The sequence below is a fragment of the Acidibrevibacterium sp. genome (assembly GCF_049965395.1).
Taxonomy (GTDB): Bacteria; Pseudomonadota; Alphaproteobacteria; order Acetobacterales; family Acetobacteraceae; genus Acidibrevibacterium; species Acidibrevibacterium fodinaquatile.
Map to the genome: position 1 here is coordinate 58,877 of NZ_JBMFWJ010000001.1, position 25,907 is coordinate 84,783.

Below are 25,907 nucleotides of genomic sequence, written 5' to 3' on the forward strand. Positions count from 1 at the left end.
TGACGCCGCGATACCATATACCCCTCTTGATCGTGGAATTCGTGAGGCACGAGGGAGCCTCATGGTTTCGTCGCGCCGGCCAGTGTCTTGTCTTTCATCGGGTATAGATTTTTGCGGGAGCGAGCGAATGTTACGTGTCGTCCTGGCCCAGCCTCGCGGCTTCTGTGCCGGCGTCGAGCGGGCCATCGAGATCGTCGAGCGGGCGCTCGTGAAATATGGCCCACCGATCTATGTCCGCCACGAAATCGTCCATAACCGCCATGTGGTCGAGGATCTGCGCACCCGCGGCGCCATTTTCGTCGATGAACTCGACGAGATCCCGACCGGCGCGACCACCATTTTCAGCGCCCATGGCGTTGCCCGCGTGGTCGAGGAGACCGCCTCCCGCCGCGGCCTCGCGGTGATCGACGCGACCTGCCCGCTCGTCGCCAAAGTGCATAATGAGGGGCGCCGCTATGCCGCCGCCGGGCGCGAGATCGTGCTCATCGGGCATGCCGGCCATGCCGAGGTGGAAGGGACGATCGGCCAGATCCCCGGCAAGGTCCATCTCGTGCAGACCGTCGCCGATGTCGCCGCGCTCACCGTCGCCGATCCCGAGAAACTCGCCTATATCACCCAAACCACCCTCTCGGTGGATGATACCCGCCAGATCATCGCCGCCCTCACCGAGCGGTTCCCGGCGATCAGGGGCCCGGACGTGCGCGATATCTGCTATGCGACGCAGAATCGCCAGACCGCCGTTCACGAACTCGCCAAGGCGGTCGATGTCATCCTCGTCGTCGGCAGCCAGAATAGCTCCAACTCCAATCGTCTGCGCGAAATCGGCGCCGAACTCGGCAAGCCGAGCTATCTGATCGACGATGCCAGCGCCTTGCGCCCGGACTGGTTCGCGGGCATCGCCTCGGTCGGGCTTACCGCCGGCGCCTCCGCCCCGGAAACCCTGGTCCAGGAAGTAATCGAAGGGTTGCGCCGCTTCGGCGCCATTGAAGTTACCACGCTCGAAGGGGTTGCGGAAAACGTGCGCTTTCGTTTCCCGCCCGAGCTCGCCGACAGCGAGCCCGCCGAAGCCTCCTCTTTCTGAAAGGCCGATAATATGCCCGTCCCCTTGAACCAGATGATCCGTGTCGGCGCTTATGTCGTCAAACAACACTTCGCCGGGCGCAAGCGCTATCCGCTGGTTCTGATGCTGGAGCCGTTGTTTCGCTGCAATCTCGCCTGCGCGGGCTGTGGCAAGATCGATTATCCGGCGCCGATCCTCAATCAGCGGCTCTCGGTCGCTGACTGTCTCGCGGCGGCCGATGAATGCGGCGCCCCGGTGGTCGCGATCGCCGGCGGCGAGCCTTTGCTGCACAAGGAAATGCCCGAGATCGTCGAGGGCTTGTTGGCGCGCGGCAAGTTCGTCTATCTCTGCACCAACGCCCTACTGCTCGAGAAAAAGCTCGATCTCTTCAAGCCACACCGTAATTTCGCCTGGGATGTGCATCTCGATGGCGACCGCGCGATGCATGATCACGCGGTCAGCCAGGAGGGCGTTTTCGAGCGCGCCGTCGCGGCCATCCGCGCCGCCAAGGCGCGCGGCTTTCGGGTATGCATCAATACGACGCTGTTTGATGGCGCCGATCCCGCCCGGGTCGCGGCCTTTCTCGACGACGTGACCAAGGTTGGCGTCGATGGCGTGATGATTTCCCCAGGCTATGCCTATGAGCGCGCCCCAGACCAGCAACATTTCCTCAATCGCCAGAAAGCGAAAGAGCTGTTTCGCGGCATTTTCGCGCGCGGCAAGGGCAAGAAATGGAAGTTCAATCAATCCTCGCTGTTCCTTGATTTCCTGGCCGGCAATCAGACTTACCGGTGCACGCCGTGGGGCAAGCCGACGCGCAACGTCTTCGGCTGGCAGCGGCCGTGCTATCTGCTCGGCGAGGGCTATGCCAAAAGCTTCAAGGAATTGATGGAGACGACGGATTGGGACAGCTACGGCACCGGCCAATACGAAAAATGCGCCGACTGCATGGTCCATTCCGGCTATGAGGCGACCGCGGTGATGGATGCCGTGCGCCATCCCCTGAAGGTCGCCGCCGTCGCGCTGCGCGGGCCGCGCACCGAGGGGCCCATGGCGCCGGAAATTCCGCTCGATCGCCAGCGCCCGGCGCAATATGTCTTCAGCAACCATGTCGAGAAGGCGATGGAGGCGATCCATAGCGGCAAGGAGAGCCTGCTCGACGCCGCCGAGTAGGCCATCGCCTTACCCGCGAGGGTTCCCGCCGGGTCACGCGTTTTTGCGGTCGTGGGTCCTCGCGAGAGGGGCCGGCTCATGGTCGCTTCCCGCATTGTCGAGGGCGTCGCGCGCGTCGACCGACTCGAGCCCGGCGAGCCGGCGCCATTCCTCTTCGCTCAGGGTTGCAACGCCGAGTTCGGCGGCACGGCGGGCTTTCGAGCCCGCTTCGGCGCCGAGCACGACATAATCGGTGCGGCGCGAAACACTGTCCGTCACCCGCGCGCCAAGGGCTTCGGCGCGCGCCTTGGCCTCGGCACGGCTCATCGTGGTGAGGGTGCCGGTGAAGACCATCACCTTGCCGGCAATCGGCGAGGACGCCGCGCCATGGGAGTCGACGTCCTCGATGTCGAGTAGGGATGCGAGATCATCGAGCACCGCGCGGTTGCGCGCTTCCGCGAAGAAATCGACCAGTTCCTCGGCGATCGCCGGGCCGATGCCGAGAATATTGCCCAACGTGCTGCGAGCCTCCGAGCCCACCACCTGCGCCGCCTGCATTTCCGCCCGCCAGTGCGCGAAACTGCCGTAATGGCGGGCGAGGAGCTTCGCTGTGGTCTCACCGACGCGACGAATACCGAGCGCGAAAATGAAGCGCTCCAGCGGAATGCGCCGCCGCGCCGCGATCGCCGCGATCAATTTCCGCGCCGAAACCTCGCCCCAGCCCTCCCGCGCCGCGATCTCGGCCTCGTGCGCCGCCAGGCGGAAAATATCGGCCGGCCCGCGGATCAGCCCGTCCGCGTAGAATTCGGCGACGGTTTTTTCCCCCATCCCCTCGATATCGAAGGCGCCGCGGGCGCAAAAATGCACCAGCCGCTCGACCGCTTGCGCGGGGCAAACCAGCCCGCCGGTGCAACGCCGCACCACCTCACCCGCGACCCGCACGGCAAGACTGCCGCAGGCCGGGCAATGCGTCGGGAACGGGAATGGCGCTGCCGCCGGCGGGCGCTTTGCGAGCACCACGGCGATGATCTGCGGGATGACGTCGCCGGCTCGCTCGATCACCACGGTATCACCGATGCGGATGTCCTTGCGCGCGATCTCGTCCTCGTTGTGCAGGCTCGCGCGGGTGACGAGAACGCCCCCGACATTGACCGGCTGCAGCTGCGCGACCGGCGTCAGCGCGCCGGTGCGCCCGACCTGGATGCGAATCGCCTCAAGCCGGGTTTCGGCGCGCTCGGCAGGGAATTTCCAAGCGATCGCCCAGCGCGGATCGCGCCCGGCGAAGCCCAGCCGGCGCTGCCAGGCAAGATCGTCGATCTTATAGACCACGCCATCGATGTCATAATCGAGCCCGGCGCGCAGCGCCGCCATCTCGGCTTGAAACGCGCAGGCTTGCGCCTCGCCCGCGAGCACGCGCGACAGCGGATTGACGGCAAAGCCCCAGGCGCGCAAACGATCGAGATAGCCGCTATGGGTTTCGGCGACGCTTTCGCTGGCCTCGCCCATCGCGTAGGCGAAAAAAGAGAGTTTGCGCCCGGCGGTGATGCGCGCGTCGAGCTGGCGGAGCGATCCCGCCGCCGCGTTGCGCGGATTGGCGAAGGGTTTGCGCCCCTCGCGCGCTTGCTCGGCGTTCAGCGCGAGAAAATCCGCCTTGGTCATGAACACCTCGCCGCGAATCTCGATCAGCGCCGGCGCCGCCCCCGCCAATCGCGGCGGAATGCTCGCGAGCGTCTGGAGATTGGCGGTGACGTCCTCGCCCACGATACCATCGCCGCGGGTCGCGCCGTGGACCAGCCTGCCATGCTCGTAGGTCAGCGAAATCGAAAGCCCGTCGATCTTCGGTTCGCCGACGAAGGCGAGGGCTGCGTCTTCGGCGAGGCCGAGAAAGCGGCGCACGCGGGCGCAGAATTCGGCGAACTCGGCGTCTGAGAAGACATTGCCGAGCGAGAGCATCGGCTGCAGATGCCGACGCTTAGCGAATCCCGCAGCCGGGGCCGCGCCAAGCCGGCGGGCGGGGCTATCGGCGCGAATGAGATCGGGAAAGCGCGCCTCGAGCGCGGCGTTGCGCGCGCGCAGCGCGTCGTACTCGGCGTCCGTCACCTCGGGCGCATCGTCGCGGTAATAGGCGGCATCGAGCCGCGCGATCTCGGCCGCGAGATCGGCGAGTTCCGCCGCGGCCTCGGTGCGTGACAGCGTCTCGACCGGCGGGCGCGCTTTCATGCCGCGCCCAGGAGGTCGTCGGCGGCGGCGCGGGCGGCCTCGGTGATGGTTTCACCGGCCAGCATGCGGGCAATTTCCTCGCGCCGAGCGCGGCCGGTGAGCGGCTCGATCAGCGTGCTCGCGCGGCCGCCCTTGAGCGTCTTCGCCACCCGCAAATGCCGCGTCCCGCGCGCTGCGACCTGCGGGCTGTGCGTCACCACCAGGACTTGCCGCCCATCCGCGACGCGGGCCAGGCGCTCGCCGACGGCGGCCGCCGTCGCGCCGCCGATCCCGGCATCGACCTCGTCGAAAATCAGCGTCTGCGCCGGGGAAAACCGCGCCAGCACCACTTTCAAAGCCAGCATCAGTCGCGACAATTCGCCGCCCGAGGCGATGCGGCCGAGCGGCCCCGGCGCCTCGCCGGGGTTGGTTGCGATCAGGAACCGAACCGTCTCCGTGCCAAAGGCGCCAAACGCCGCTTCGTCGAGCGGGGTGATCTCGACCTTGACGCGGGCGGCGGCGAATTTGAGCGGCGCGAGTTCGCGCATGATCGCCCGTTCCAGCCGCCCCGCCGCCTCCGCCCGGCGCGCCGCAAGCCGCGCCGCCGCCTCGAGATAGGCGACCCGCGCCGAGGAGGCCTCGGCCGCCCGCGCCTCAAGACGCGCCGCGCCCTCGTCGAGCATGGCGCGGCGGCGGCGGAGATCGTCGAGCAACGCGGGGAGTTCGGCGACCGGCACCTGATATTTGCGCGCCGCGGCACGCAGCGCGAACAGCCGCTCCTCGGCGGTTTCCAAGTGCTGCGGATCGATGGCGAGCGTCGTCAGCGCCGTTTCCAAAAGCCGCTCCGCCTCCGCCAGCGCATCCTCGGCGCGGCCGATCGCCGCGAGCAGCTCGGCCCGTAGGCCAGCGACGGCGGCCTCGGTGGCATCGGGCGTCTCCTCCGGCGCGCGGCGCGGTGTCGCGCGCTCGATCAAGCGGGCGCACGCGCGCAGCGTCGCCGCCGGCCCCCCATGCCGGCGATCGCGCGGCGCAAGGTCAGCGAGCGCTTGCGCCAGGGCCTCGGCCTCGCGGGTTTTTTGCTGCAGACGCTGGCGCGCGCCGGCGAGATGCGTCTCCTCATCCGGCCCCGGCGCGAGTGCCGAGAGTTCCGCCTCGGCATGGGCAAGCCAGTCCGCATCCCGCGCCGCCGCCGCCTGCGCCGCTTTCACCTCTTCGAGCGCCGCCAAAGCCGCGCGCCAGCGCCGCCAGCCGGCCGCGACCGCCGCGGCAAGATCGTGCGCGCCGCCAAACTCATCGAGCAGGGCGGCGTGGGCGGCGGGATCGGCGAGCGCCATCTGCTCATGCTGGCCCTGGACCTCGACCAGCAGCGCGCCGAGGCCGCGCAAGACGCCGACCGCGACCGGCTGATCGTCGATGAAGGCGCGCGAGCGGCCCTCGCGCGAGAGGACGCGGCGGAGCATGATCTCGGCGCCGCTCGCGATCCCTTGCTCGGCGAGAAAAGCCCACGCCGGATGCTCGGGCGGCGGCGTGAACAGGGCGACGACGCTCGCCTGCTCGGCGCCGGTGCGGACCATCGCGCCCTCGGCACGGACCCCGAGGGCGAGGCCGAGACTATCGAGCAGAATCGACTTGCCGGCGCCGGTCTCGCCGGTCAGCACGGTGAGGCCGGCGTCGAAATCGAGGTCGAGCCGCTCGATCAGCACCACGTCGCGGATCGAAAGAGCGCTCAGCATGCGGGGCGGGACGACGGCGCGCGCTCAGAATATCCAGCCAAAGGCGCGGGAGAAGAAACCGGCATTATCCGCCTCCCCGACCGGCTTGCCAGACACCTGATGATCATCGACGAGCAGATTCCAGCTATCGCGATACCATTCGCTGTTCGGGTAATTATGCTGCAAGACGCTCGCGGTCTTTTTCGCCTGATCGGGCATGCCGATCAGCATGTAGATTTCGGTCAGCCGATAAAGCGCTTCCGGCGCCATGTTGGTCATCTGGTAGTCTTGCACCACCCGCTGATAGCGGTTGATGGCGGCGGCGTAGAGGTGCTGGCTTTCGTACCAGCGCCCGATCGACATCTCCTGCCCGGCGAGGTGATCGAGGCAGAGATCGATCTTGAAGCGCGCATCACGGGCATAGGCGCTGTCGGGGAAACGGTTGACCACTTCCTTGAGCGCGGCGAGCGCGAGCTGGGTGTTCTTTTGGTCACGCTGGACATCGACGATCTGTTCATAAAAATCGAGGGCGCGGAGATAATAGGCGTAAGCGATGTCCTTGCTGGTCGGATGGAGCTGGATGAAGCGGTCGAGCGTCGCCGCGGAATCGCTGAACTTGCCGCTCGCGTATTGCGCATAGGCGTCCATCAGCTGCGCGCTCGCCGCCCAAGCGGAATAGGGATAATTCGATTGGAGCTGATCGAAACGCTTGGTCGCGAGCTTGTAGCGGCCGGCATTCAGCGCATCGAGCCCCTGGTTATAGAGCTGCTCGACCGGGATCTTGGCGATATTTTGGTCATCGCTCGAGGACGAACAGGCAGCGAGCAAGGCGGCAATGAGCAGCCACGCCGCGCCGATCGGCGGGCGGCGAAAGGCTGCGGTTCGGTCGCGGCGGTCGCACAGTGTCATCAAGGCGCCCTATAGCCGAATCCGCCCCCTCCGTCATGCTTTTTCGCGAGATTACGGCTGGCGCAGGAAAAGCCCGACGGTCAGCGCGAGGCCGATCGCAACCACGCCGATCCGGAGCTTGCGGTCATCGACCCGGCGCAGCAGCCACGCCCCGACCTGACCGCCGGCGATCGCCCCGGCGCCGAGGCTGATCGCCGCCAGCCAATGGACCTCACCGCCGCCAGCGAAAACCACAACGGCGGCCGCGTTCATCGCCGCCGCCAGCGCGTTTTTCGTCGCCCCCGCTTGGCGCAGGCCAAGCCCGGCGAAGGTCAGCACGGCGAGCATCAAAAACCCGATGCCGCCGCCGAAATAGCCGCCATAAATCGCGATCACGAACTGCGCAGCAGCGGCGCCAAGGCGGCCGATGCGAATGCTTTCCGGCGCGCGGCGGCGAAAACTGCCCCAGGCGAAGACCGCGGTCGCGAACAGGACGAGAAACGGCACGAGACGCGCGAAAAACCGCGGCGGCGTCGCAAGCAGCAATAGCGCGCCGACCACCCCGCCGGCGAGGCTGATCCCGACCAGCGCCGCGAATGAAAGCCCGGCGCCGCCGGCAACGTCACGCCGCCCGGCAAACCCCGTCGTCACCTGGCCGGGGAAAAGTGCGACGGTCGAGGTGATGTTGGCCGCCCTTGCATCGATCCCGGCGAGCAGAAGCGCCGGAAAGGTGAGAAACGACCCGCCCCCCGCCAAGGCATTCTGCACCCCGGCGGCAAACCCGACGAGGAGCAGCATCAGCAACAGCCATCCCGACGACATGCGCGCCCCTTCGCCGCCTTTTTGCCAGGGCGGGGGAGGGTTATTCAAGCCGGCGGGGAAGAAAAAAGGCAGAAAAACGTTCTTTTTTGAAAAAAAAGAACCAAAAAACTTTTGTCCGGAGGATGGTGGCGGCCTCAGGCGGCGGCGGAAAGGCGCGCCGATGCGGCGGGGGCGATCTCGCGCCAGGCGTCTGCGTTCGCGAACAGGGCGCGAAGCAGGCGGTTATTGAGGGCGTGGCCGGAACAATGGGCGATGAAGCGCCCACGCAGCACAGCACCAGCCAGGGCGAGATCGCCGACCGCGTCCAACAGCTTGTGGCGGACGAATTCATCCGGCGCGCGCAAGCCCCCGGGGTTCAAGACATGCGCGCCATCGACCACCACCGCGTTCTCGAGGCTACCGCCGCGCGCCCGGCCACTGGCGCGCAGCGACTCGATCTCGGTGGCGAGGGTGAAGGTGCGGGCATGCGCCAATTCCTGGCGGAAACTGCCCTCGGTCAGGCGCAAACTGAGCGACTGGCGCCCGATCGCCGGCGCGTCGAAAGCAATCGAGAGCGCCATGTCAAGCTCACCCGCCGCCTCGGCCCCTTCAGGATCACGGGGAAGAAGCTCGGGATCACGGGGAAGAAGTCTCGCAAAGGCATCGCCGGCACGGACCTCGACCGGGCGGAGGATTTCGATGACCCGCCGCGGCGCTTCCTGCGTCACCACGCCGGCGCAATCGATGAGAAAGACGAAGGGCGCCGCGGAGCCATCGAGAATCGGGATTTCCGGCCCATCGACCTCGACCACCACATTGTCGATGCCGCAGCCAGCGAGCGCCGCCATGACATGCTCAATGGTGCCGATGGTGACCTCCGGCCGATCAGCGGCGGCGAGCTCGGTGCAAAGACGCGTGTCGGCGACCGCATCGAAGCGCGCCGGAATCTCGACCCCGAGATCGCCCCGGCGAAAGCGGATGCCGGTTCCCGGCGCCGCCGGGTGAAGGGTGAGCGCCACCTCGCGCCCGCCATGCAGCCCGACACCGACACAGCCGATCGCTTCCTTGAGCGTCCGCTGCCGCGCCAACACCGCCGGCCGGGACACGGAACGCCGGCCACCGGCACCCGCAGCAAGGCCGCGCGGCAACGGGCTTTGCGCAACGGCGTGGGGCGCCAGAGCGGGAGACGGCCGGATGTCGGTCAATAAATCCATCATTCCCATTCAATCTCGTTCACGCGCCGCCAAAAGGAGCGGCACCCCCGGCCAAGCCGCCGGCACGGAACGCCCAACGCTCGTTCCACCCCCTCAAGCTAAGTCGCTTCAGGGGATGGCGCCAGTCAATCATTATTTCTGATTGTTTCGCGATAACGCCCTATTCTTGCAGTATTTTTGCCACCGAATCGGCACAATTCACGAGGTCTGCCGGCGCAGGAAGGTCGGGATCTCGAGACCGACATCCTCCTCTGCGGCCGGGCGCACGCTCGGCCGTGGCGTCTCTGTGGGCGCCTCCTCGGCATAACGCTCGCGCCGGGCGCCGCCCTGCGGGCCGGTTTCGGCGGCGCGGGCGGAGGGAAAATTGCCCCGCAGCAGGCCGGTCACGGTGCCGAAAAGGCTCGGGCGGGGCGCCGGGGCGGCTTGCGGCGCCGGCGCGGCCGGGGACCGGCGCGGTGCTGTGGCAAATAAGCCGCGCCCCTCGGCCGCGGGCGTCGTGAGGCGCGGTTCGCCGCGCGAGGCGTCTCGGGCAGCGGCATCACGGGCCTCGGGCGCCGGCGCCTCGGCCGGACGTGCCTCCGGCGCGCGCGCCGGCATCGCCTGCGGCACCGGCTCGAAACGCGGCGCCTCCTGCCCATGCCCGACATCCTCGGGATGGGCGGCGAAGGGCGGGCGCGGCGCCGCCTCGTCCTGAGAGGCACGCGGGTAGAGCGGCATGACCCGTGTCACTGCGCCCGTATGCGCTGCCGCGCCAGTCTGCGTCATAGGAGTCTGGGCCGCAGCCGTCTGCGCGGCGCCCCCACGCGGCGGTGGCGCGGCATCGAGAGCGGCGCCAGAAGCCGCCTCGGTCGCGTTATAACCACCGCCGAGCGCGACCAGCCGCGGCCGCTCCGAAGCCGCCTCGCGCGGCGTGTCGATCCCGGTCGCGACCACCGAGACGCGGATGCGCCCGTTCAGGGACTCGTCCACCGCCGAGCCGAAGATGATGTTCGCGTCCTCGTCCACCTCTTCGCGGATGCGGTTGGCGGCGTGATCGACCTCAAACAGCGTCATATCGTCGCCGCCGGTGATGTTGATCAACAGGCCGCGCGCCCCGGCCATGGAAGTGTCCTCAAGCAGCGGGTTGTTGATCGCCGCTTCGGCGGCGCGCACGGCGCGGTTTTCGCCGTCCGCCTCGCCGGTGCCCATCATCGCCTTGCCCATCTCGGCCATCACTGTCCGGATATCGGCGAAATCGAGATTGACGAGACCCGGCACCACCATCAGATCGGTGACGCCGCGCACCCCCATATAGAGCACATGATCGGCCATTTTGAAGGCTTCGCGGAAGCTGGTGCGCTCATTGGCCAGGCGGAACAAATTCTGATTGGGGATGACGATCAGGGTATCGACATATTCCTGCAACTCCTCGATCCCGAGTTCGGCGGCGCGTGCCCGGCGCGGCCCCTCGAAGGAAAACGGCTTGGTCACCACGCCGACGGTGAGGATGTTGCGCTCTCGCGCCATGCGCGCGATCACCGGCGCCGCGCCCGTGCCGGTGCCGCCACCCATGCCGGCGGTGATGAACACCATGTGCGCGCCGTCGAGATGGCGATAGAGCTCTTCCGCCGCCTCTTCCGCCGCGGCGCGGCCGATCTCGGGCTTGGCGCCGGCGCCGAGCCCCTGGGTGATGTGCGGGCCAAGCTGCACCCGGCGGTCGGCGCGCGAATGCAAAAGCTGCTGCGCGTCGGTGTTGGCGACCACGAAATCGACCCCCTGGAGATTGAGCGAAATCATGTTGTCGACCGCGTTGGTGCCACCGCCGCCGACCCCGATGACGGTGATCCGGGGGGTAAAGTCGGTGTGCAGATGCTGCGGAACGGTAAGGTTCAGGGTCATTGGGACATCTCCCCCTTCAAGGCTGGATGCAGGAACGGTGGGTGAAAAGCGCGCCTGACATCAGACGCGCTCGCGAAGAAAATCGACCAGGCGGCGGAACAGGCCGGCCGGCCGGCCGGCATCGAGATCGAGATCCGGAAGCCCCTGCCCGAGCCCGCCCGCGAAGGCGAGCAGGCCGGCGGCGGTGGCGATGCTGGGGCCGCTCATCAGGTCGGGCAGGCCGCGCAGCTTGAGCGGCCGGCCGAGCCGCACCTGGCGGCCGAGAATCCGCGCCGCCATCTCGCGCGCGCCAGGAAGCTGGCAGGCGCCGCCGGTCAGCACCACGCGCTGGCCGGCATCGCGGGCAAGCCCGGCGCCGTCGAGGCGTTCCTTGACGAGTTCGAAGGTCTCCTCAAGGCGCGGGCGGATGATCGAAATCACCATGCTGCGCGGCACCTTGACGATATGGCGCTCATCCTCGCCGACCAACGGCACCGGCAGGAATTCGCGCTCATCGTCCGGGCTCGCCTCGACATTGCCGTAAAGCGTCTTGAGCCGCTCGGCGTGGCTGATCGGGGTCGAGAGCAGGCGGGCGATGTCGTTCGTCACATGCATCCCGCCGATCGGCAGCAGCGCCGTGTGCAGCACCTGGTTTTCGACGAACACGGCAAGCCCGGTGGTGCCGCCGCCCATGTCGATCAGGGTCGCGCCGAGTTCGCGCTCATCGGCGACCAGCGTCGCAAGCCCGGCCGCGAGCGGCGCCGCAACCAGCTCAGCGATGGCGAGATCGACGCGGGCGAGACACGCGGTGAGATTGCGCAGCGCCGTCACCGTCGCGTCGATCACATGCAGACGTGCCCCCAAGGTCTCGCAATGCATGCCGCGGGGATCGTTGATGCCGCCGGTTTCATCGGCGGCGAAGGCGAGCGGCAGAGCGTGGATGGTTTCGCGCCCCTCCGACGCCGCGCGGGCGCGCCCCTCGGCGACGATGCGGCGGATATCGGCGGCGGTCACCGCCCGGCCGCCGATCGGCCATTGCACGTTGAAAAGCCGGCTCTCCGGCGCGCCGCACGAGAGATTGACGGTGACGTCGCGAAGATGCGTGTCCGCCATGTCCTCGGCTTCGGCGACGCATTTGCGGATCGCCCGCTCGGTCGCGTCGAGATCGACGATCCCGCCATTCCTCACCCCGCGCGCCTGGAGGTGGGCGGCGCCAAGCACGCGGAGCGTGCCATCGCTCTCCACCCGGCCGATCAGGCAGACGATCTTGGTCGAGCCGATATCGAGGACGCCGAAGGGCCCGGCGCGGAACGGCCGCGCCCGCGGCGGCGGCTCTGGGGTGAGCGTGGGCGGCGTCGGTGGGCGGCCGGAGCCAAGGAAACGCCCGGAAATCTCGTTCATCCTTTCTCCCCCCTCATGTCGGCTTTCCTGGCGCCGCCGCTTCGCCGTGCGGCCCGGGCGGCGCTTTTCCGACCTCGCCCTCTGGCGGCGTGCTCTCCGGGCGTGGCCGCAGGATCAGCCGATCGGGGGCGCGGAGATCGACGGCCGCGAAGGGGCGATCGAGCAGCGCATGGTCGCTCTGCAACACCGCGAGCCGCGCCAACGCTTGTGCCTCATGCCCTTCCGGCAGCAAAACATCGGCGCCATTGACGAGGCGCAGATTCCAGCGCCGCCCGCCGATCCTGACCAAAGCCGCGAGCCGCGCGCGGATCTCGGGATAGCGATCGATGAGATCGAGGATGGCGGCGGCATGCGCCGGCGCGTCCGCGCCCACCACCAGCGGCAGCGTCTTGAAATTGGCGACCCCCTCATCGGCGACCTCGCGCCCGGCGCGGTCGATCAACGTAAAGCGCCCCTGATTCTGCCAGACCGCGAACGGCCGCCGCTCGGTCAGATGAATGACGATCGTCCCCGGCAGATGCCGCTCCACCACCGCCTGCTGCACCCAGGCGAGGCTTTCGAGCCGGGCGCGCATGGCACCCAGGGAAACGCCGAGGATGGGATCGCCGGGCGCAACGCCGATCGCGGCATGTAGCAGCGGCTCTGGCGTATTGCCGCGCCCCTCGACCACCACCGCGCGCACCCGCAAACCAAGCCGTGCGGTCAGCGCATCAGCCCAGGCGGTGCGCGGGGCGAGGCTGTCATCGGCGGCGCCATGCCCGCGCAGCACAATGACGAGCACGATCAGCGCGCCGAGCGCAAGGCCCGCAAGCCCGAGCCGGATCAGCGCCCGCCGCCAGCGGCGGAGCAGGAGCCGCCAGCGCGCCGGCCGCTCGCCGGCCGCCCGCCCTTTGCTGCGCGTCAGACGCGGCATGCCGCTTGCTCCACCATCCAGGCGCAGAGCGCCGGGAAATCTATGCCCATGCAGGCGGCTTGCTCGGGCAAAAGCGAGGTCGCGGTGAGGCCAGGCTGGGTATTGACCTCGAGCAGGACGAGGCGGCCGGGCTCGCCGGCCGTGTCGTCATAGCGGAAATCGGCCCGGCTCGCGCCCCGGCAGCCGAGCGCGCGATGGGCGGCGAGCGCTGTCGCCAGCGCCGCCTCGAACGCCGCCGGGTGGATCGCCGCCGGCAGCACGTGGCGCGAGCCGCCGGCGGCGTATTTCGCCTGGTAATCGTAGAATCCGGCGGCAGGCAGGATTTCGGTCACGGTCAGCGCCCGCTCGCCGAGCACGCCGACGGTGATCTCGCGCCCGGGGATGAATTCCTCGACCAGGGCGCGGGGGCCGAAACGCCAGTTCGCGGCGATCTCGGCGCGGCGATTATCGCCGGCGGTGATGATCGTGACCCCGACCGAAGATCCCTCCCCGAGCGGTTTCACGACATAGGGCGCGGGCAGCGGGTCGCCGGCGGCGAGGTCGGCGCGCGAGACCACCCGCCCGGCGGCGATCGGCAGGTTGGCCGCGGCAAACACCCGCCGCGCCGCTTCCTTATCCATGGCGAGCGCCGAGGCGAGCACGCCGGAATGGGTATAGGGGATGCCGAGCCATTCGAGCACGCCCTGGATCGCGCCATCCTCGCCGAAACGCCCGTGCAACGCGTTGAAGACGACGTCTGGCGCCGGGGTCAGCGCGGCGATGACGGCGCCGAGATCGCCCCCGACCTCGACGGGCGTTACCGCAAACCCGGCCGCGCCGAGGGCGGCAATCACTTGGCGGCCGGAGGCGAGACTGACCTCGCGCTCGGCCGATATCCCGCCATAAAGCACCGCAACCCGCCTCATCGCCGCCCCTCCGGCACCCCGAGGCGGCGGATTTCCCAGGCGAGCGAAACCCCGGTCGCAGCCAGAACCCGCGCCCGCACCATCTCGCCGAGGCCTTCGATCTCGGCCGCGCGCGCGCCGCCGGTATTGATCAGGAAATTGCAGTGCTGCTCGGAAACCTGCGCCGCCCCCAGGCGCAGGCCGCGGCAACCGGCGGCCTCGATCAGCTCCCAGGCCTTGAGCGTGCTTTCCGCGGCGGGCGGATTGCGAAACGTCGAGCCGCCGGTGCGCGCCCTGAGCGGCTGCGTCGCCACCCGCTGGGCGCGGATCTCGGCCATGCGGGCGGCGATCGCCGCCGGCGCATCGGCGCGCGTGCGAAGCCGTGCCGCCATCACCACCGCGCCCGCCGGCAGCGCCGCATGGCGATAGGCGAACGCGAGATCGGCCGCCTGCAAGCGGCGGGTTTCGCCGCCGGCGAGCGCGATATCGGCCCAATCGAGCACGCTCGCGATCTCGCTCCCGTAGCAGCCAGCGTTCATCGCAACGGCGCCGCCGACGGTGCCGGGAATGCCGGCGAGAAATTCGAGCCCGCCGCGCCCGGCCGCGAGCGCCGCCTCGGCCAGCGTCGCGTCCAAAACCGCAGCCCCCGCGACGACACCGCCATCATCGAAGGCGATGCCGCCAAAGCCGCGCCCGAGCCGAATGACCATGTCCGGGATCCCGCCATCGCGGATGATGACGTTGGAGGCGGCGCCGAGCACGCAAAACGACATCGTCGCCGGGAGAGCGGCGAGCAGCGCGGCGAGATCCTCGGCATCGATCGGCCGCGCGAGCCACTCGGCCACGCCGCCGACGCGAAACCAGGTCTGCGGCGCGAGCACGGAGTCGCGTTGGAGGCGGCCGCGAAACCCCGGCGGTGGGGCAAAGGCGGGAACGATTTCGGCCGCCATCATGCCGCCCCCTCGCCGCCCGGCCGGCGATTTTGTGCCGCCTGCAACGAAGCGAGCTGCGCCGGCAGCGCGTTCGCCCAGGCGGTGATGGTGCCCGCGCCGAGGCAAACCACGAAGTCACCCGGCCGCGCGATGGCATTGACCATCTCGGCGAGATGCTCCGGCCCCGGCAGCGGCACGACGCTGCGATGGCCGCTGGCGCGCAGGCCCTCGACCAGCGCGTCACGGTCGATGCCGGCGATCGGCGCCTCACCGGCGGCATAGACATCGGCGACGATCACCGTCCCGGCATCGTTGAGCGAGGTGCAGAAATCGTCGAACAAGGCTTGCAGCCGCGAGAAGCGATGCGGCTGAACCACCGCAACGACATCCCTCGCCCCGGCCTGACGCGCCGCTTTCAAAACCGCCGCGATCTCCACCGGATGATGGCCGTAATCATCGATGATGGTGATCCCGCCGGCCTCGCCGACGCGGGTGAAGCGGCGCTTGACGCCACGGAAGGCGGCAAGCGCGCTTTTCAGCGTCGCCTCCGGGATCGCCATCTCGATCCCGATAGCAAGGGCGGCGAGCGCGTTCTGGACATTGTGGCGGCCGAGCATCGGGAGACGGAAGGGGCCGAGCCGGCGGGCGCGCTCGCGCACCCGATCGGTCGCGACGACTTCGAAGGTCGCGCCGAGCTTGTCGGCGACCATGCGCTCGGCGCGGATATCGGCCTGAGGCGAAAATCCGTAGGTGATGACCCGATGATCGCCAAGGCGCGGGATCATCTGCTGCACCGCCGGATGATCGACGCAGAGCACCGCGAAGCCATAGAACGGGATATTGCCGACGAACTGGTCAAAGCCCGCGACCATCGCCTCCGGCGTGCCCCAATGGTCGAGATGCTCGGGGTCCATGTTGGTGACCACCGCGACCACCGCCGGCAAGCGGAGAAAACTGCCGTCGCTCTCATCGGCTTCGACCACCATCCAATCGCCGGCGCCGAGCCGCGTGTTGGTGCCGTAGGCGTTGATGATGCCGCCATTGATCACGGTGGGGTCGAGCTTCGCGGCCTCGAGAACGGCGGCGATCAGGCTCGTCGTCGTCGTCTTGCCATGCGTGCCGCCAACCGCGATCGACCATTTGAGGCGCATCAATTCGGCCAGCATTTCGGCCCGGCGCACCACCGGGATGAAGCGCTGACGAGCGGCGAGCACTTCTGGATTGTCGCGCCGGATCGCGCTCGAAACCACGACGACGCGCGCCTCCCCGAGATTGTCCGCCGCATGCCCGATCGCGACCGGAATGCCGGCGGCGCGCAGACGCAAGACATTGGCGCTCTCGGCGACGTCGCTGCCCTGGACGCGATAGCCGAGATTATGCAGCACCTCGGCGATGCCCGACATGCCGATGCCGCCGATGCCGACGAAATGCAGCGTCCCGATGGCGAGCGGCAGCGCCCTCATGGCCGCATGCCCTCGGCGAGATCGGCGAGGCGCTCGGCGGCATCGGCCGGCCCGTGCTTTGCCGCCGCCGCCATCGCGGCAAGGCGCGCGGGGGCGGCGAGAAGATCGCCGAGCACGGCGGCTAGCCGCGCCGGGGTGAATGCGCGCTCGGCGATCGTCACCGCAGCGTCGCCGAAAGCGCGGGCATTGGCGCTCTGGTGATCGTCGATCGAGCCCGGCAGCGGCACCAGGATCGCCGGCCGGCCGATCACCGCGAGTTCGGCAAGCGTCGAGGCGCCGGCGCGGGCGATGACGAGGTGGGCTGCGGCCAGCCGTTCGGGAACATCGCCGAAGAACGGCGCGCATTCGGCGCTGATCGCGGCCTCGCGGTAGAAGGCAGCGACGCGGGCAAGGTCCTCGGCCCGGCATTGCTGGGCGAGGGCGAGGCGAGCGCGGAGCGACGGCGGCAAAGCCGCGAGAGCTGCCGGCACGACATCGCTCATCACCCGCGCGCCAAGCGAGCCGCCAAGCACCAGCAGCCGGATTGCGCCGCTCTCGGTCGGCGGCGCGTAAGGGGTCCCGGCGCAAGCGGCGATCGCCGGGCGCACCGGATTGCCGACCACGACGGTCGCCGTCCCCGCCGGGATCGATCGCGTGTCAGGGACGCTCAATGCCAGCCGCGCGGCGAAACGGGCGAGAAACCGGTTGGCGCGCCCGAGCACCGCGTTCTGTTCGTGCAGCACCACCGGCACGCGCGGCGAGAGACTGCGGCTCGCGAGCACCGGCGCGATCGCCGGATAACCGCCGAAGGCGACCAGAGCCGCCGGGCGCAGATCACGCAGCGCCCGCCGTGCGACGAAAAACCCGACGAGCAGCTTGAGCGCCCCGGCGATGGCGCGGCCCACACCACGCCCGGCGATGCCGCCGCCGGGAATGACGAAACGCTCACGCGCCGCGAACACGCTATCTGCGCCGATCTTGGTGCGGGCATCGGCAAACAGCACGACCCGCCTGCCGCGCCCGATCAGCGCCGCCGCCAGCGCCTCGGCGGGAAAGAAATGCCCGCCCGTGCCGCCAGCCGCCAGCACGATCGGCGAGGGCGCCCGCCCGCTCATAACGCCTCGCCATGATGGCGCCGGCGGGTCAGCGCAAGCAGCATCCCCATCCCGAGCGCGACCGCGAGCACCGAGGAGCCACCATAGGAAATGAACGGCAGCGTCATACCCTTGGTCGGGATGAGGTGTAGCGAGGAGGCCATGTTGACGAAGGCCTGCAGGCCGAAGCTTGCGAGCAGCCCGGCGGCGGCGAGGATGGTGAAGAGATCGCGCTCGCCAATCAGGCGAAGCAGGCCGCGCACGACGATGAACGCGAAGACCCCGAGCAGGACGAGACAAACGGCAAAACCGAATTCCTCGCCGACGACCGCGAAAACGAAATCGGCATGGGCGTCGGGCAGGATGTCCTTGATCCGCCCCTCGCCAGGACCACGGCCCCAGAGCCCGCCATTGCCGAACGCCTCGAGCGCCGTCGTGACCTGATAATGATCGCCCTTGCCGGGATCGAGAAACCGCGCGACCCGGCTATGGACATGCGGAAACAGAAGGTAGGCAGCAACGCCGGCGCCGCTCATCGCAGCGAACCCGACCGCGACCATGAACAGATTGAGCCCGCCGAGATAGAGCTGGGCGAGAAAGACCGCGGTGATCACCGCGAGCATGCCGATATCGGGCTGCGATTTCAAGAGCAGCGCAATCACCGCATAGACCGCGGCGGCAACCCAAACCCCCGGAAAACGCGGCCGGCGCTTGCTCTCGGCGATCAGCCAAGCGGCCATCACGACGAAACAGGGTTTTAGAAACTCGCTTGGCTGGAGCGACATCCCAGGCAAGGCGATCCAGCGCCGCGCGCCCTTGATCTCGATCCCTTTGATGAGGGTGAGCGCGGTGAGGAAAACCGCGATGACCCCACCGATCAGCGCCAGGCGCCGCACCCCGCGCGGCGAAAACAGCGAGACCAACACGACGATCGTCGCGGCGAGGGCGAGAAACACCACCTGTTTGACGATCAGCGCGTCATGCCCCTCGCCGATGCGCTCGGCAACCGCCGGGCTCGCCGCCAGCATCATCACATAGCCGGTGCCGATGAGGACACCGAGGGCAAGCAGCGTCCAGCGATCGATGGTCCACCACCAGCGACCGAGCAGCGACGTATCGGCGCGCGACAGGGCCGGCATCAGTGCCCCTCCCCGCCCGCGAGCTGCGCGACGAGACGACGAAAGGCCTCGCCGCGCGCTTCGAAATTCGCGAATTGGTCAAAACTCGCACACGCCGGCGAGAGCAGCACCACGGCGCCGGCCGCGCGCGCCGCGGCGAACGCCGCCGGCACCGCATGCGTGAGCGTTTCCACGCAGCGATGGGCAACGCCGTTGCGCGCCAGCGTCGCGGCGAAGAGCGGCGCATCGCGCCCGATCAGCAACGCCTCGACGACGCGCGGGAAAAACGGCGCCAAGCTCTCGATGCCGCCAGCCTTGGCGATGCCGCCGGCGATCCAGACGATCCGCTCGTGACAGGCGAGCGCGCGGGCCGCGGAGTCGGCGTTGGTCGCCTTGCTGTCGTTGATGAAGGTGACGCCCGCGATCTCGGCGATACGCTCGGCGCGATGGGGAAGCCCGGGGAAATCCGCAACCCCAGCGGCGATCGCCGCGCGCGAGACGCCGAGCGCCAAGGCCAAGGCGGCAGCAGCGGCGGCGTTCTGAGCGTTATGCGCCCCCGGCAAGGCCCGCGCCCGGCCGAGATCGGCGAGCACACCGTTGCCATCACGCAGCAGGCCGCCCGCGGCGCGGATCTCGGCGTCGCTCTGATCGGCGCCCGAGATCAGCACGATTCGCGGCCCGCTGATCTGCGCGGCGAGCGCCCGGCTATCCTCGTCATCGATGCCGATCACGGCGCAATCCGCCGCCGTCTGGCGCGCGAAAATCGCCCGCTTGGCGGCGATATAGCCAGCCATGTCGCCGTGCCGGTCGAGATGATCGGGGGAGAGATTGAGCATTACCGCCGCATCGAAGCGGAGGCGCGCGAGTCGCTCCAAGAGATAAGATGACATTTCGAGGACGTAAACGCCGTGATCGGGCAATCGCGGCAGAGCCAGCGCCGCCGGGCCGAGATTGCCGCCGGCGGCGACCACGATGCCGGCGCCCGCGAGGATATGGGCGAGCAGCGCCGTCGTCGTCGATTTGCCGTTGGTGCCGGTGATGCCGACGAATTTCGCCGCCGAGCCCGCCGCGCGGGCGGCACGATAGAGAAATTCGACGTCCGAGAGAATGGGGACGCCGGCGGCAAGAAACGCTGCCGCGACCGGATGCGGCGCGGGCAGGCGATGCGGAATGCCAGGCGAAAGCAAAAGCGCGTCCATCCCGCGCGGCGAAAGCGGCGCGACGGCAACCCCTGCTGCGGCGGCCTCGGCGCGGGCGGCATCGCGATCGTCCCACGCCAGCACCTCGGCGCCCATCGCCGCAAGCGCGCGCGATGCCGGCAGACCGTTTCGCCCGAGCCCGAGGACGGCGATCCGCTGGCCCACAAAAATTTTGCCAAACGCGCTCATCTGATCTTCAACGTCGCCAAACCGACGAGGGCGAGAATCATCGAAATGATCCAGAACCGAATGACGATGGTCGCCTCCGCCCAGCCCTTTTTCTCGAAATGATGGTGGAGCGGCGCCATCAGGAAAACGCGCCGGCCGGTGCGTTTGAACCAGAACACCTGCACGATCACCGACAGCGTTTCGACGACGAACAGCCCACCGACGATCGCGAGCACGACCTCATGCTTCGCCGCAACCGCGACCGCGCCGAGCGCACCCCCCAAAGCGAGGCTGCCAGTATCGCCCATGAACACCGCCGCCGGCGGCGCGTTGAACCAGAGAAAGCCGAGCCCCGCCCCAATCAGCGCCGAGCAGAAAACAGCGAGTTCGCCGACGCCAAACACGTGGTGAAGCTGCAGATAATCGGCAAAGACGCGGTTGCCGACGAGATAGGCAATGAGCCCGAAGACGCCGGCGGTGATGATCGTTGGCACGATCGCAAGGCCATCGAGGCCATCGGTGAGATTGACCGCGTTCGAGGCGCCCATCATCACCAACGCGCCAAACAGCGGAAAGAAAATCCCAAGCGGGATCAAAACATCTTTAAACAGCGGCAAGGTGACGCCGCTGCCGAGCGGCTCGTGCGTGAGCAGCATGAAAGCACTCGCCGCCAAAAGCCCGAACCCGGCCTGGCCGAGCAGCTTCCACCGCCCCGGCAGGCCGCGCACATTGCGTTTGCTGAGCTTGAGATAATCATCCGCGAAGCCGAGCGCGCCATAGCCGAGCGTCAGCCCCATCACCACCCAGACATAGGGATCGCCGAGATCGGCCCAAAGCAGCGTCGAGGTCAGAAGGGCGACGAGAATGAGAACGCCGCCCATCGTCGGCGTGCCTTTTTTCGCGACCAGATGGCTCGCCGGCCCGTCATCGCGGATCGGCTGGCCCTGTCCCTGCACCGCTTTCAACCAGCGAATGAGGCGGGGGCCGATGATGAAGCTCACCACCAAAGCCGTGAGACACGCCGCCCCCGAGCGGAAGGTGAGATAGCGCAGCAGATTGAAAAGAATGAAATGCTCGGCATAAGGCCGCGTCAGCGTGTACAGCATCAGCGCGCCTCACGCAGAATGGCGTCGATCACCAAGGACATGCGGCTGCCGAAGCTCCCTTTCACCAAAACCACGTCGCCCTCTTGCAGCGACGCGAGCACGAGCGGCGCCAGCGCCGCCGCGGAATCGGCGTGCGCGCCACGCGCGGCTGCGGGGATGGCAGCGAAAAGCCCGGCCATCAATGGCCCGGCGGTGAAGACCTGATCCGCGTTGCCGGCGATATCGCGAGCCAGCGCGACGTGCTCGGCGGGACCGGCCGCGCCGAGTTCGCGCATATCGCCAAGCACCGCAAGCCGCCGCCCCGCCTGCATCCCGAGCACCGCGAGCGCCGCGCGCACCGAAGCCGGCGAGGCGTTGTAGCTCTCATCGAGCAGCGTGATCTTGCCCAGCGGGAGCGAAAGCCGGGTGCGCGCGCCGCGCCCGGCAAGGCCCGCGAACCCGGCGAGCGCCGCCGCCGCGGCGCCCGGATCAAAGCCGAGCGCCGTGACCGCGGCGAGGGCGGCGAGGGCATTTTCCGCCATATGCCGCCCCGGCGCGCCGAGCCGGAAGCTGATTTCCCGGCCGCCGAGCGTGGTTTTCACGTCACTCCCCGCGGCATCGCCGGCGAAGGCGAGCAGCGGCACATCGCCGGCGCCGGCGAAGGTGATCACCCGCCGCGTCCCGGCGACGTGCCGGAGCAGCGGCAAAAACGCGCTTTCGGCCGGCAGGATCGCGACCCCCTCGGGCGGCAAGCCCTCGAGGATCGAGGCTTTTTCGCGCGCGATGGCGTCTAGGCTGCCGAGATGGCCGAGATGGGCGGGCGCGATCGCGGTGATGATCGCGGCATGCGGGCGGGTGATGCGCGCCAGCGGCGCGATCTCGCCAGCATGGTTCATGCCGATCTCGATCACCGCCGCCCCGGCATCGGGCGGCAAGCGCGCGAGCGTCAGCGGCACGCCCCAATGATTGTTGTAGGAGGCCTCGGCGGCGTGGACGCTGGTTTGGCCAGCGAGGATTAGGCGCAGCATCTCCTTCGTGCTGGTCTTGCCGACGCTGCCGGTGACGGCGATGATTTTCGCCCGCGCCCGCACCCGGCCATAGGCGCCGAGCGCGGTCAGGCCACGCAACGTGTCCTCAACCACCAGCAGCGGCGCGTCCTCGGGCAAATGCGGCGGAAGGTGATCGACCAGCGCGCCGGCGGCGCCACGCTGCAAGGCATCACGCACGAAATCATGGCCGTCGCGCTGGTCGCGAAGGGCGATGAAGAGATCGCCTGGGGTGATGCGGCGGCTGTCGATCGCAACCCCCTCGGCGGCAAATGGCGCTCGCATCACGCCCGCGGTCGCGAGCACGAGGTCGTCGGCGCTCCAAAGCGGGCTCATGCCGCACCCCCGACGAGATCGCGAATCACCGCGGCGTCATCGAACGGAATGGTCTCCGTGCCGACGATCTGGCCTTGTTCATGCCCTTTGCCGGCAACGACCAGAAGGTCGCCGGCGCCGAGCCCCTCGATCGCGGCGGCGATCGCGGACCGGCGATCGCCGATCTCGGTCGCGTCGGGACAGGCGGCGCGGATCGCGGCGCGAATCAGCGCCGGATTTTCGCTGCGCGGATTATCGTCGGTGATGATGACGCGATCGGCGAGGCGGCCGGCGACCTCACCCATCAGTGGGCGCTTGCCGCGATCACGATCGCCGCCGGCGCCGAACACCACGATGAGCCGGCCGGCGGCATGCGGACGCAACGCCTCGAGAACCCGCGCCAGGGCATCGGGGGTATGGGCGTAATCGACATAGATCGCGGCGCCATTGACGAGTGCCGCGACGCGCTCCATCCGCCCGCGCACGCCCGTGAGGTGCGGGAGGGCGGCAAGCGCATCATCCGCCCCGAGCGCGAGCGCCAGCGCCGCCGCGAGCAGCGCGTTTTCGGCCTGAAACCGCCCGGCGAGCGCAAGGCGAAGGGTGTGGCGCCTTCCCTCGGCGCGGATCGCGATCTCCTGGCCGTCGGGAAGCGGTGTGACCCGCTCGAGCGCGATCACGTCACCGCCGTCGCCGACGGAGAGGAGCCGCAGCCGGCGCCGCGCCGCGATGGCGGCGAGCGCCTCGCGGGTTTCACGCTCGAGCCCGGAGGCATAAACCGCCGGCGCGCCGGCGGGCAGCAAATCGGCGAACAGACGCAGCTTGGCGGCGCGGTAGGCCGCCATGGCGCCATGATAATCGAGGTGATCGCGCGTCAGATTGGTGACAGCGCCGGCGGTGAGGCGCACACCATCCAGCCGGTATTGATCGAGCCCGTGCGAGGAGGCCTCCATGGCGAGATGGCTGATCCCGGCCGCCGCCAGGGCTTTGAGCGTTGCCGCCAGCACCACTGGATCGGGGGTGGTGAGGCTGGGGCCGGGCGGAAAGCCGGCGGCGACGAGGCCGAGCGTGCCGAGCGATGCCGCGGCGAGGCCGGCGTGCGCCCAGATCTCGCGCAGAAAACTCACGACGCTGGTCTTGCCATTGGTGCCGGTGACGGCAGCAATGGTCTCCGGCTGCGCGCCGCCGGCAAGACGCGCGGCGATCAGGGCAAGCGCCCGGCGCGGCGTTGCGGCGCGGAGCAGCGGCGCCGGCGTCACCCCCTCCGGCCACGTCATATCGCGCGGCGCAAGCACGGCGACGGCGCCGCGCGCCAGCGCCTCGCCGATGAAGGCCCGGCCGTCCGCGCGGGCGCCGGGGAGGGCGGCAAAAATCGACCCCGGCGTCACTGCGCGGCTATCGGCGGTGATCGCGGCGATCTCGGCGGCGGCGACCTCGCCCCCCACCGCTTCATCTTCGAGCGCAAGCGGCGTCGCGAGCCCGGCGATGAGATCAGCGAGGCGCAAGGCCAGCCTCCGCGACGCCGGGTGAAAACGCGGCGAGCAGCGAGGGGGGCGCCGGGAGGGCCGCTTCATGGCGCCCATCGCGCGGGGGCGCGGCGCGCGGCGGCGTATTGGCGCCGGTCGCGGCAGCCGGCAGCGCCGGCGGCGCGAGCGTTGCGATCGGCGGGCGGGCGCTTGGCATGCCGCGGCTCGGCTGCAGCGGGATCGCGAGCGACGCCTCGATGGCGGCGGCGTTCTCCGTTTCCGGGAACAGGCCGAGCATCGGCCCGATGCGCGCGATCACCCGCCCGGCGGCGGGCGCGCTCACCTGCCCCGCGGTCGAGAAGAACCCGGTCGCAGCGTTGCCGTGGGGCTCGTCGAGCATCATGTAAACCGCATAACGCGGCGCGTTCATCGGAAAGACGCCGACGAACGCCGAGACGTTGGTGTGCTTGCGATAGCCGTGCACGCCGACCTTCTCCGCCGTCCCGGTCTTGCCGCCGACGAAATAGCCCGGCACGTCGGCCTTCTTGCCGTAACCTTCCGTGACCACGAGACGCATCAGCCGGCGCATCACCGCCGACGTGCTCTCCTGCATCACCCGCGTCCCTGCCGGCGCCGCGCCGTCGGGCAAAGCGAGGATGGTCGGGCGGAGAACGACGCCGCCATTGGCGATCGCCGCCGTCCCGCGCACGACATGGAGCGGCGAGACCGCGATCCCGTGGCCGAAGCCGATGGTCATCGTCGCCACCTCGCGCCAATTCGTCACCGCCGGCACCAGCGGCCGCGCGGCCTCAGGCAGCTCGATGCCGACGCGCTCGAAGAACCCCATGGCGCGGAGCCAGGCGCGCTGACGCTCCGCGCCCACCGTGAGCGCGATATGGGCGGCGCCGAGATTGGAGGAATAGGCGAGCACCTCGGGCAGATAGAGCCAGCGATGCTTGCCCTCGAAATCGGTGATGGTGAAGCGCCCGATATGGATCGGCTGGGAGGCGTCAAACTGATCCCAGAGGTGGGCGGCACCCGAATCGAGCGCCATCGCCGCGGTTTGCAGCTTGAACGTGGAGCCGGGCTCGAACAGGCCGGTAATCGCGCGGTTGAAGCGATCGTCGGGCGGGGTGCTGCCGAAGGCGTTGGCGTCATAATCGGGCAGGCTCACCATCGCCAGCACTTCGCCAGTGCGCACATCCATGACGATGCCCGAGGCGCCGATCGCTTGGAATTCGGTCATCGCCGCGAGCAATTCCTCGCGCACCACCGCTTGGACGCGGACATCGAGGGAGAGCCGAAGCGGCGCCGGATCGGTGCGCAGCCGCGCGTCAAAAGCGCGCTCCGCCCCGGCGACGCCACGCTCATCGACATCGACGCCCCCCAAAACCTGCGCCGCGACCCGGCCGAGCGGGTAATGGCGGCGCTCCGAGATCTGAAAATAGAGCCCCGGAATCCCGAGATCGTTGATCGCCAGCTCCTCGCTCGGGGACAATTCGCGGGCGAGATAGACGAACGCTTTGTTGGCCGTGAGGCGCTGAGTGATGGTCGCGCGATCGAGCCGGGGCACGACGCGAACCAGTTGGTCGGCGATCTTGGCCGGGTCGATGACCTCGCGCGGGTTGGCATAAAGCTCGGCGATGGGCAGCGAAAGCGCGAGCACTTGCCCGTTGCGATCGACGATCCCAGCGCGCGCGACTCGCGGCGCGGCGGGATCGGGGAGATCTGGCGAGGCCGGCGGCGGGGCGACGATCAGCGGTTTTTCCGGCGGCGGGCGAAGCGGCATCAGCACCGTCGCGAGCGCGAGCTTGACCGCGACGGCACCGAACAAGGTCGCGAACCCGGCCGCGGCGAGCACCAGCCGGCCCTGGGTTTTCTCGATCAGGGCGCGGCGGGCGAGATCGGGCGCGGTGACGCGGACATCCTCCATGCGCGGCACCGCAGCCGCGCGCGGCGCGCCA

The 25,907-nt window shown here is 69.0% G+C and carries 19 protein-coding genes and 1 pseudogene; 2 read left to right on the forward strand and 18 right to left on the reverse strand.

Annotated features, from left to right (window positions below):
* The first annotated feature begins 127 nt into the window (after nt 1-127).
* Both ispH and hpnH read left to right on the forward strand, forming a co-directional pair.
* The gene (gene ispH / locus ACP5M5_RS00310) at nt 128-1,081 is read left to right on the forward strand and encodes a 4-hydroxy-3-methylbut-2-enyl diphosphate reductase (protein ID WP_427934818.1); all 954 of its coding nucleotides are present in this window, start codon (nt 128-130) and stop codon (nt 1,079-1,081) included.
* A 12-nt stretch (nt 1,082-1,093) separates the two neighbouring features.
* A complete protein-coding gene (gene hpnH, locus ACP5M5_RS00315; RefSeq protein ID WP_427934819.1) occupies nt 1,094-2,233 on the forward strand; it encodes an adenosyl-hopene transferase HpnH in 1,140 nt (379 codons plus the stop codon).
* A gap of 126 nt (nt 2,234-2,359) precedes the next feature.
* Here hpnH and ligA read toward each other — a convergent pair.
* The 18 genes and pseudogenes from ligA to ACP5M5_RS00405 all read right to left on the reverse strand — a co-directional run.
* Nucleotides 2,360-4,432 (reverse strand): annotated as a pseudogene (gene ligA / locus ACP5M5_RS00320) (NAD-dependent DNA ligase LigA); the annotation flags it as partial.
* Nucleotides 4,429-6,144, reverse strand: coding sequence for a DNA repair protein RecN (gene recN / locus ACP5M5_RS00325; protein WP_427934820.1), 1,716 nt, complete (start codon nt 6,142-6,144; stop codon nt 4,429-4,431). The gene recN and the pseudogene ligA, both read right to left, overlap by 4 nt.
* A gap of 24 nt (nt 6,145-6,168) precedes the next feature.
* Nucleotides 6,169-7,032: an outer membrane protein assembly factor BamD gene (locus ACP5M5_RS00330; protein WP_427934821.1), complete on the reverse strand. Its 864-nt coding sequence runs from the start codon at nt 7,030-7,032 to the stop codon at nt 6,169-6,171.
* A 51-nt stretch (nt 7,033-7,083) separates the two neighbouring features.
* Entirely contained in the window at nt 7,084-7,833 is a 750-nt protein-coding gene (locus tag ACP5M5_RS00335; protein WP_427934822.1) for a sulfite exporter TauE/SafE family protein, read from the reverse strand.
* Nucleotides 7,834-7,967: 134 nt separating this feature from the next.
* On the reverse strand, nt 7,968-9,026 hold the full coding sequence (gene lpxC, locus ACP5M5_RS00340; RefSeq protein ID WP_427934937.1) for a UDP-3-O-acyl-N-acetylglucosamine deacetylase: 1,059 nt from the start codon (nt 9,024-9,026) through the stop codon (nt 7,968-7,970).
* A 198-nt stretch (nt 9,027-9,224) separates the two neighbouring features.
* On the reverse strand, nt 9,225-10,904 hold the full coding sequence (gene ftsZ, locus ACP5M5_RS00345) for a cell division protein FtsZ (protein ID WP_427934823.1): 1,680 nt from the start codon (nt 10,902-10,904) through the stop codon (nt 9,225-9,227).
* A gap of 60 nt (nt 10,905-10,964) precedes the next feature.
* Nucleotides 10,965-12,284 carry a cell division protein FtsA gene (ftsA, locus tag ACP5M5_RS00350; RefSeq protein ID WP_427934824.1) on the reverse strand — a complete coding sequence of 440 codons (1,320 nt, stop codon included), beginning with the start codon at nt 12,282-12,284 and terminating at the stop codon, nt 10,965-10,967.
* A gap of 13 nt (nt 12,285-12,297) precedes the next feature.
* Nucleotides 12,298-13,197, reverse strand: coding sequence for a cell division protein FtsQ/DivIB (locus ACP5M5_RS00355; protein WP_427934825.1), 900 nt, complete (start codon nt 13,195-13,197; stop codon nt 12,298-12,300).
* Entirely contained in the window at nt 13,185-14,102 is a 918-nt protein-coding gene (locus tag ACP5M5_RS00360; protein ID WP_427934826.1) for a D-alanine--D-alanine ligase, read from the reverse strand. Before ACP5M5_RS00360 ends, ACP5M5_RS00355 begins: the two co-directional genes overlap by 13 nt.
* Entirely contained in the window at nt 14,099-15,034 is a 936-nt protein-coding gene (gene murB, locus ACP5M5_RS00365; RefSeq protein WP_427934827.1) for a UDP-N-acetylmuramate dehydrogenase, read from the reverse strand. The genes ACP5M5_RS00360 and murB overlap by 4 nt, the downstream gene beginning before the upstream one ends.
* Complete coding sequence (gene murC / locus ACP5M5_RS00370; RefSeq protein ID WP_427934828.1) at nt 15,031-16,476, reverse strand: UDP-N-acetylmuramate--L-alanine ligase; 1,446 nt, start codon at nt 16,474-16,476, stop codon at nt 15,031-15,033. Before murC ends, murB begins: the two co-directional genes overlap by 4 nt.
* The gene (murG, locus tag ACP5M5_RS00375; RefSeq protein WP_427934830.1) at nt 16,473-17,570 is read right to left on the reverse strand and encodes an undecaprenyldiphospho-muramoylpentapeptide beta-N-acetylglucosaminyltransferase; all 1,098 of its coding nucleotides are present in this window, start codon (nt 17,568-17,570) and stop codon (nt 16,473-16,475) included. Before murG ends, murC begins: the two co-directional genes overlap by 4 nt.
* On the reverse strand, nt 17,567-18,688 hold the full coding sequence (locus ACP5M5_RS00380; RefSeq protein ID WP_427934832.1) for an FtsW/RodA/SpoVE family cell cycle protein: 1,122 nt from the start codon (nt 18,686-18,688) through the stop codon (nt 17,567-17,569). The genes murG and ACP5M5_RS00380 overlap by 4 nt, the downstream gene beginning before the upstream one ends.
* Entirely contained in the window at nt 18,688-20,055 is a 1,368-nt protein-coding gene (gene murD / locus ACP5M5_RS00385) for a UDP-N-acetylmuramoyl-L-alanine--D-glutamate ligase (RefSeq protein ID WP_427934833.1), read from the reverse strand. The genes ACP5M5_RS00380 and murD overlap by 1 nt, the downstream gene beginning before the upstream one ends.
* The gene (gene mraY / locus ACP5M5_RS00390) at nt 20,052-21,140 is read right to left on the reverse strand and encodes a phospho-N-acetylmuramoyl-pentapeptide-transferase (RefSeq protein ID WP_114911102.1); all 1,089 of its coding nucleotides are present in this window, start codon (nt 21,138-21,140) and stop codon (nt 20,052-20,054) included. Before mraY ends, murD begins: the two co-directional genes overlap by 4 nt.
* Nucleotides 21,140-22,501: a UDP-N-acetylmuramoyl-tripeptide--D-alanyl-D-alanine ligase gene (locus ACP5M5_RS00395; RefSeq protein ID WP_427934834.1), complete on the reverse strand. Its 1,362-nt coding sequence runs from the start codon at nt 22,499-22,501 to the stop codon at nt 21,140-21,142. The genes mraY and ACP5M5_RS00395 overlap by 1 nt, the downstream gene beginning before the upstream one ends.
* A complete protein-coding gene (locus ACP5M5_RS00400; protein ID WP_427934938.1) occupies nt 22,498-23,988 on the reverse strand; it encodes a UDP-N-acetylmuramoyl-L-alanyl-D-glutamate--2,6-diaminopimelate ligase in 1,491 nt (496 codons plus the stop codon). The genes ACP5M5_RS00395 and ACP5M5_RS00400 overlap by 4 nt, the downstream gene beginning before the upstream one ends.
* Nucleotides 23,969-25,876, reverse strand: coding sequence for a peptidoglycan D,D-transpeptidase FtsI family protein (locus tag ACP5M5_RS00405; RefSeq protein ID WP_427934939.1), 1,908 nt, complete (start codon nt 25,874-25,876; stop codon nt 23,969-23,971). Before ACP5M5_RS00405 ends, ACP5M5_RS00400 begins: the two co-directional genes overlap by 20 nt.
* Between the last annotated feature and the right edge of the window lie 31 nt (nt 25,877-25,907).

Coding starts and splice junctions, on each gene's coding strand:
- murG (WP_427934830.1), bottom strand. CDS start 17,570: ATGAGCGGGCGGGCGCCCTCGCCGATCGTGCTGGCGGCTGGCGGCACG.
- ACP5M5_RS00355 (WP_427934825.1), bottom strand. CDS start 13,197: ATGCCGCGTCTGACGCGCAGCAAAGGGCGGGCGGCCGGCGAGCGGCCG.
- ACP5M5_RS00405 (WP_427934939.1), bottom strand. CDS start 25,876: ATGGAGGATGTCCGCGTCACCGCGCCCGATCTCGCCCGCCGCGCCCTG.
- ACP5M5_RS00395 (WP_427934834.1), bottom strand. CDS start 22,501: ATGAGCCCGCTTTGGAGCGCCGACGACCTCGTGCTCGCGACCGCGGGC.
- mraY (WP_114911102.1), bottom strand. CDS start 21,140: ATGCTGTACACGCTGACGCGGCCTTATGCCGAGCATTTCATTCTTTTC.
- lpxC (WP_427934937.1), bottom strand. CDS start 9,026: ATGGATTTATTGACCGACATCCGGCCGTCTCCCGCTCTGGCGCCCCAC.
- ftsA (WP_427934824.1), bottom strand. CDS start 12,284: ATGAACGAGATTTCCGGGCGTTTCCTTGGCTCCGGCCGCCCACCGACG.
- ftsZ (WP_427934823.1), bottom strand. CDS start 10,904: ATGACCCTGAACCTTACCGTTCCGCAGCATCTGCACACCGACTTTACC.
- murB (WP_427934827.1), bottom strand. CDS start 15,034: ATGATGGCGGCCGAAATCGTTCCCGCCTTTGCCCCACCGCCGGGGTTT.
- hpnH (WP_427934819.1), top strand. CDS start 1,094: ATGCCCGTCCCCTTGAACCAGATGATCCGTGTCGGCGCTTATGTCGTC.
- ACP5M5_RS00335 (WP_427934822.1), bottom strand. CDS start 7,833: ATGTCGTCGGGATGGCTGTTGCTGATGCTGCTCCTCGTCGGGTTTGCC.
- recN (WP_427934820.1), bottom strand. CDS start 6,144: ATGCTGAGCGCTCTTTCGATCCGCGACGTGGTGCTGATCGAGCGGCTC.
- ispH (WP_427934818.1), top strand. CDS start 128: ATGTTACGTGTCGTCCTGGCCCAGCCTCGCGGCTTCTGTGCCGGCGTC.
- murC (WP_427934828.1), bottom strand. CDS start 16,476: ATGAGGGCGCTGCCGCTCGCCATCGGGACGCTGCATTTCGTCGGCATC.
- ACP5M5_RS00360 (WP_427934826.1), bottom strand. CDS start 14,102: ATGAGGCGGGTTGCGGTGCTTTATGGCGGGATATCGGCCGAGCGCGAG.
- ACP5M5_RS00330 (WP_427934821.1), bottom strand. CDS start 7,032: ATGACACTGTGCGACCGCCGCGACCGAACCGCAGCCTTTCGCCGCCCG.
- ACP5M5_RS00380 (WP_427934832.1), bottom strand. CDS start 18,688: ATGCCGGCCCTGTCGCGCGCCGATACGTCGCTGCTCGGTCGCTGGTGG.
- murD (WP_427934833.1), bottom strand. CDS start 20,055: ATGAGCGCGTTTGGCAAAATTTTTGTGGGCCAGCGGATCGCCGTCCTC.